Raw genomic sequence first — 5,886 nt, forward strand, 5'->3', positions numbered from 1 at the left:
CGCCAGAGGCCGTACAGGGCCAGGATGGCGGCGGCGACGAGGGGGCCGCCGTCGCGGACCAGGCCGTCGAGGCCGAGCAGCCACCAGCACAGCGGCAGGTCGACGGCGAGCACGCCGAGCGTGACGGCGACCAGCATGGTGCGCGCCCAGGCCCGGCCCCGCATGAGGAACAGCGTGCAGAAGAGCACCAGATAGCTGACCGCGATGCCGGCGACGATCCAGAACAGCACCGCCGGCACCGCGCTGAGCCGGCCGTCCAGGATGGAACCGCCGGCGACCAGGGCCGGCACCAGCATCAGCGGGCTGTAGGTGAACGCGGCGACCCGGCTGGTGAGCAACCAGCCGGTGACCGGGGGGCGCTTCGGCGCGGTCTCCCGCCAGGAGATGGTGCCGCCCTCGACAACCAGCGCCTTGCGGTGCCGGACCAGGTGGCCGCCCACCGCCTCAGAGCGGTAGAGCAGCGCCACCACGGCCACGCAGAGCGCGGTGAGCACCCCGAACCCGAGCAGGCCGGGCAGCGGCGGCACCCCCTGCCGGGGTACGACCAGCCGGCCGACCGCGAAGACGGTGGTGACCGCGAGGATCAGGCCGAACGGCCTGGCCACCGTACGGCCGCGGTTGACGTGCCCGATCAGCACCAGGAAGCCGAGCGAGCGGAGCATCGCCCAGCCGGTGCGTACGGCGAGGCCGAACTCCTGCTCCGGGGCGTACCACCAGTTGAGCAGCTCGACCACGACGGTGGCCGCCGCCGTGACGGCGAGCAGGGTGGTCAGCGCCCGGACGGCGGACGGCCGCCGGACCTGGGTGGTCTCGGCGGCCGTCCTCATGGGATCCGATGGTGCCCAGCGCGGGCGGGGATCACACCTACTTCTGGGGCTGCTCCGCGTCGAGCCGGGCGCGCAGCGCGTCCAGCTCGGCCCAGAGGACGCCGGGGAGCTTGTCCCCGAACTTCTCGAACCACTCGGTGACCAGCGGGAGCTCCTTGCGCCACTCCTCCGGGTCGACCTTGAGCGCGATCCGGACGTCCTCCGGGGTCATGTCCAGACCCTCGACGTCCAGCGCGTCCTGGGCCGGGACCATGCCGATCGGGGTCTCGACGGCCTCGGCCCGACCCTCGATCCGCTCGATGACCCACTTGAGGACGCGGGAGTTCTCGCCGAAGCCGGGCCAGAGGAAGTTGCCCTCGGGGTCCTTGCGGAACCAGTTGACGTAGTAGATCTTGGGCAGCTTGGCCTCGTCGCCGTCGACGCCCTTGCCCATCTCGATCCAGTGCCGGAAGTAGTCACCGGCGTGGTAGCCGATGAACGGCAGCATCGCCATCGGGTCGCGGCGTACCACGCCGACCGCGCCGGACGCGGCCGCGGTGGTCTCCGAGGAGAGCGTGGCGCCCATGTAGACGCCGTGCACCCAGTCGCGGGCCTCGGTGACCAGCGGGACGGTGTCCCGGCGACGGCCGCCGAAGAGGATCGCGTCGATCGGCACACCGTTCGGGTCGTAGTAGTCGTCGGCCAGGATCGGGCACTGCGTGATCGGGGTGCAGAACCGGCTGTTCGCGTGGGAGGAGAGGCTGTCGCTCTCCGGCGTCCAGTCGTTGCCCTTCCAGTCGATCAGGTGCGCCGGCGGCTCACCCATGCCCTCCCACCAGATGTCGCCGTCGTCGGTGAGGGCGACGTTGGTGAAGACGGAGTTGCCCCGCTCCAGCGTCCGCATCGCGTTGGCGTTGGTCTTCCAGTCGGTGCCGGGCGCGACGCCGAAGAGGCCGTACTCCGGGTTGATCGCGTAGAGGCGACCGTCCGGGCCGAAGCGCATCCAGGCGATGTCGTCGCCGATGGTCTCGACCTTCCAGCCCGGGATGGTCGGCTCCAGCATGGCGAGGTTGGTCTTGCCGCAGGCGGACGGGAAGGCGCCGGCGACGTGGTAGACCTTGCCCTCCGGCGAGGTGATCTTGAGGATCAGCATGTGCTCGGCGAGCCAGCCCTCGTCGCGCCCCATCACGCTGGCGATGCGCAGCGAGTAGCACTTCTTGCCGAGCAGCGAGTTGCCGCCGTACCCGGAGCCGAAGGACCAGATCTCCCGGGTCTCCGGGAAGTGCGAGATGTACTTCGTGTCATTGCACGGCCACGCGATGTCCTGCTGGCCGGGGGCGAGCGGGGCGCCGATCGAGTGCAGCGCGTGCACGAAGTCGGCGTCGTCGCCCATCGCCTCGAGGATCTTCGCGCCCATCCGGGTCATGATGCGCATCGAGGCGACCACGTACGGGCTGTCGGTGATCTCGACACCGAACATGGGGCTCTCGGCCTCGACCGGACCCATGCAGAACGGGATGACGTACATGGTGCGTCCGCGCATGCAGCCGCGGTACAGCTCCGTCATCGTCCGCTTCATCTCGGCCGGCGCCATCCAGTTGTTGGTGGGGCCGGCGTCCGCCTCGTCGACGGAGCAGATGAAGGTGCGCTCCTCGACCCGGGCGACGTCCGTCGGGTCGGTGCGCGCGTAGAAGGAGTTGGGCTTCTTCTCCGGGTTCAGCCGGATCAGGGTGCCCTTGTCGACAAGCTCGTCGGTGAGGCGGCGCCACTCCTCATCGGACCCGTCCACCCAGACCACTCGGTCGGGGGTGGTCAGTTCCGCGACCTCTCGGACCCAGGCGAGCAGTTTGGGGTGGGACGTCGGGGCCTGATCGATACCCCGAACAGTAGCCGGAGCAACCATGTCACATCTCCTTGTGGTCGGCGCTGACCGATGTATGGGATGCACGAGTACTGGCGAGCGAGTACGTCGCCTCGTGGAAACCTGGGATTGGGCTCAGCGTAAACCGGGCTGCCCCGCCAGTCAGTGGGACTGGTTGTGAAGAACTGCACAAGGTACGGCCACGCTGCGGCATCACGATCTGATACCCGCTTTCGCGCGCAGTTTCACGCAAATCCTGCGGACAACCTTCGGCGGACCCCGTCGTCCGGGCCCAGCCGACGATGCACCATGAGTGGAAGCGCGCGCCGGTGCCGCCGACGGCGATTCAGCGATCCGATCCGCAATTCCTCCACAGTCGGTTACGATCTGCTCACCGGATATCTCCACGGCTCCGGGCCGTCACCCGAGCCGGCGGTGGCAGCCCGTCACCGCCGCGCGCCGCTCGGTGCCGGCCGTCGGCGCCGACGTCACGCCGCGGCCGTCCGCTTGCCATTGCTACCCACCGAGGGCGTCGGCACCCGGTAGGCTCGGCGGGTGGCCGCGACGATGACCGGGGACCAGCCAGGTGCTCCGCAGACCCGACCGGGTCTGATCGCCTCCCTCGTAGACCGCTTCGGTCACCTCGTCCGGGAGCTGAGCAAGTTCGCCACCGTGGGTGGGCTCGCGTTCCTCGTCGACTTCGCGCTCTTCAACTACCTGGCGAGCGTCCGCCACTTTCCGCCGGTGACCGCGAAGACCATCTCCACGGTCATCGCGGCGACCATGGCCTTCCTCGGCAACCGGTTCTGGACCTGGCGGCACCGCCAGCGCTCCAACCCGGCCCGCGAGTACGGGCTCTTCTTCTTCTTCAACGCGGTCGGTCTCGGCATCGCGGTGGCCTGCCTCGCGATCAGCCACTACGGACTGGGTCGCCTCTGGCCCGGGGTGTTCCAGACCCCGCTGGCCGACAACATCGCCAGCTTCATCGTCGGCACCGGCCTCGGGACGCTGTTCCGATTCTGGTCGTACCGGCGGTTCGTTTTCGTGGAAGCGGGAACTCCACCCGTTCCGGGAACGAGCCACGACCGAGACCCCGGGGCGTGACCTACCGCCCACCTCGTCCTGCCGGGCCGAGCCGGCCCTGGCCACTGCCCTAAGGTGTTCCGCATGCGTCTTGTCCGTCTGCTGCCCGAGCGCTGGCAGAAGTTCATCCACGAGGCGCTCAAATTCGGCATCGTCGGCGGCATCAACACCGTCATCAATTACGCGGTGTTCAATGCGCTGGCACTCACCGTTTTCCGCGACGGCCAGCTCAAGGCGACGGTGATCGCGACCATCGTGGCCACGATCACGTCGTATCTGATGAATCGGCACTGGACGTACCGCGATCGGCCCAAAGCGGCCCTCCAGCGCGAATACGCCCTGTTCTTCCTGTTCAACGCGACCGGCTTGATCATCGAACTCGGGGTGCTGGCCGGCGCGAAGTACGGGCTCGGCGTGAACAGTCTGCTGGCGTTGAACGTGGCGAAGACCGGCGGCGTACTGCTGGCCACCATGTTCCGCTTCTGGTCGTACCGGACCTTCGTCTTCCAGCCGGTGCCGAAGCACGCCGAGGAAACCTGGCACACCATTCCGCGGGACGAGTGGGACACCATGGCGGAGATGGACCCGGTGGCCGAACTGGCCGAGTCCGTCAGCGAGCTGGAGGAGACGGAGCCCCAGCCGGGCGAGCGCCCGGTTCGTCGACAGGAAGCCGGCGCCGAGCCCGGACGGGTGCTGCGCGGCCGCGCCGCCCCGGCGGACGCGGGCCTGGGCCGGGCCCTCAACGGGGACCTGGACGCGGAACTCGCCGCCGAGCTGCACGCCGGCACCCGCCGTTCCACCCGCCGCTGAGCCGCACCCCGGCCAGGCGCACACACCCCGCACCTCGGTCAAGAGGCCCGCCCGGCGCACCCCTTGACCTCGGCGGCGGAAGCTCAGGACGTGGAGTCGCGCAGCGGCTTGCCCTCGCGCATGTCAGCGAGGATCTCCCGCATCTCCCCGTCGCCCAGCGAGTGCTTGTCGTGCTGCGCCTCGACCAGCTCGTAGAGCGTGGTCTGCACCCGGTCCACCCGGGGCACGTCGGTCAGCACCGACTGACCGCGTTCGCCGGCCGACTCGATGGTCAGGGTGCCGCAGCCGAGCAGGCGCTCGATGAAGCGCTGGTGCATCGAGTGGTCGTTGATCCGGGTCAGCGGAAGGTCCCGCCGGTTACGCGAGAAGACGCCCTGCTGGAGCAGCACCCGCTCGTTGGTGAAGAGATAGTGCGTGGTCCGCCAGACCAGGAACGGCCAGAAACCCAGCCAGAGCACCAGCACCAGGCCGACAGCGGCCATCGCGTAGAGGGCGATGGTGCCACCGTCGCCCTCGGGCAGCAGGACCCAGCCCGCCACCACCGCGGCGACGGCGACCACCAGCACCAGGATCGGCCGGATCAGCGCCTTCCAGTGCGGATGCAGGTGCAGCACGACATGCTCGTCCTCGGTGAGCACGTCTTCGGGGAACGCCACGGGAACCTCCTCGCAGAACAGGACGCGCTGACCGTAGCGGCTCGGCGCTCGTCAACGGATCAGCCGCGCGGCGGTAAAGGGGCGGCGAGCGCTCAGCGCACGTGCAGGACGTCGCCTGCGGCCAGCCGCAGCTCCCCTTCCGGGCCCTCCACCAGCAGCTGGCCGTCCGGGTCCACCCCGGTGGCCGTACCGGTGACCTGCCGGCCGTCGGGCAGCAGCACGCGTACCTGCCGACCGACCGTGGCGCAGGCGGCCAGGTAGGCGTCCCGGAGGCCGCTGGCGACCGCGTCCCCGCCGGCGGAGCGCCAGCGGTCGTACCACTCGGCGAGCGCGCGGAGCAGGGCGCGCAGCAGCGGATCCCGGTCGGTGGCGGCGGCGCCGGCCAGCTGCAGCGAGGTGGCCGGCAGCCCGGTCGGGTTCTCCGGCAGCTCGTGCGCGCGGAGGGTGACGTTGAGGCCGATCCCGACCACGATCGCGGGCGGCTGGGCCGGGGAGGTGCCCGGCACCGCCTCGGCGAGCACCCCGGCGCACTTCGCGCCGTCGATCAGCAGGTCGTTCGGCCACTTCAGGCGGGCCTCCAGCTCGGCCAGCCGGGTCACCGCCTCCACCAGCGCCACCCCGGCGAGCAGAGGCAGCCAGCCGTACCCGGCGGGTGGGACCGGCGACCAGC

Annotated in this window: 6 protein-coding genes; 2 read left to right on the forward strand and 4 right to left on the reverse strand. The window is 70.1% G+C overall.

The genetic code is table 11. The features are described 5' to 3' along the window. On the reverse strand, positions 1–827 hold an 827-nt coding region (locus DKL51_RS23050), incomplete at its 3' end, for a hypothetical protein (protein WP_124812469.1). Between the two features lie 37 nt (positions 828–864). Continuing rightward, on the reverse strand, positions 865–2,709 hold the full coding sequence (locus DKL51_RS23055; protein WP_109946772.1) for a phosphoenolpyruvate carboxykinase (GTP): 1,845 nt from the start codon (positions 2,707–2,709) through the stop codon (positions 865–867). A 525-nt stretch (positions 2,710–3,234) separates the two neighbouring features. Between DKL51_RS23055 and DKL51_RS23065 the strand changes: the two genes are divergently transcribed. Next, entirely contained in the window at positions 3,235–3,771 is a 537-nt protein-coding gene (locus DKL51_RS23065) for a GtrA family protein (RefSeq protein ID WP_109946776.1), read from the forward strand. A 63-nt stretch (positions 3,772–3,834) separates the two neighbouring features. After that, positions 3,835–4,560, forward strand: a complete 726-nt coding sequence (locus tag DKL51_RS23070; protein WP_109946771.1) for a GtrA family protein — start codon at positions 3,835–3,837, stop codon at positions 4,558–4,560. Positions 4,561–4,643: 83 nt separating this feature from the next. Here DKL51_RS23070 and DKL51_RS23075 read toward each other — a convergent pair whose 3' ends face one another. Beyond that, positions 4,644–5,216 (reverse strand): PH domain-containing protein, encoded by a 573-nt coding sequence (locus DKL51_RS23075; RefSeq protein ID WP_109946770.1) that lies wholly within the window; start codon positions 5,214–5,216, stop codon positions 4,644–4,646. Positions 5,217–5,308: 92 nt separating this feature from the next. After that, positions 5,309–5,886 (reverse strand): biotin--[acetyl-CoA-carboxylase] ligase (locus DKL51_RS23080; RefSeq protein WP_124812470.1); only part of this gene is annotated, 578 nt, incomplete at its 5' end.

Source organism: Micromonospora globispora (assembly GCF_003857015.1).
In the GTDB taxonomy this organism is placed as follows: Bacteria; Actinomycetota; Actinomycetes; order Mycobacteriales; family Micromonosporaceae; genus Micromonospora; species Micromonospora globispora.

Bases quoted from the DNA above. Each gene is read 5' to 3' on its own strand.
- DKL51_RS23055 (WP_109946772.1), bottom strand. From the start codon at position 2,709: ATGGTTGCTCCGGCTACTGTTCGGGGTATCGATCAGGCCCCGACGTCC.
- DKL51_RS23070 (WP_109946771.1), top strand. From the start codon at position 3,835: ATGCGTCTTGTCCGTCTGCTGCCCGAGCGCTGGCAGAAGTTCATCCAC.
- DKL51_RS23065 (WP_109946776.1), top strand. From the start codon at position 3,235: ATGACCGGGGACCAGCCAGGTGCTCCGCAGACCCGACCGGGTCTGATC.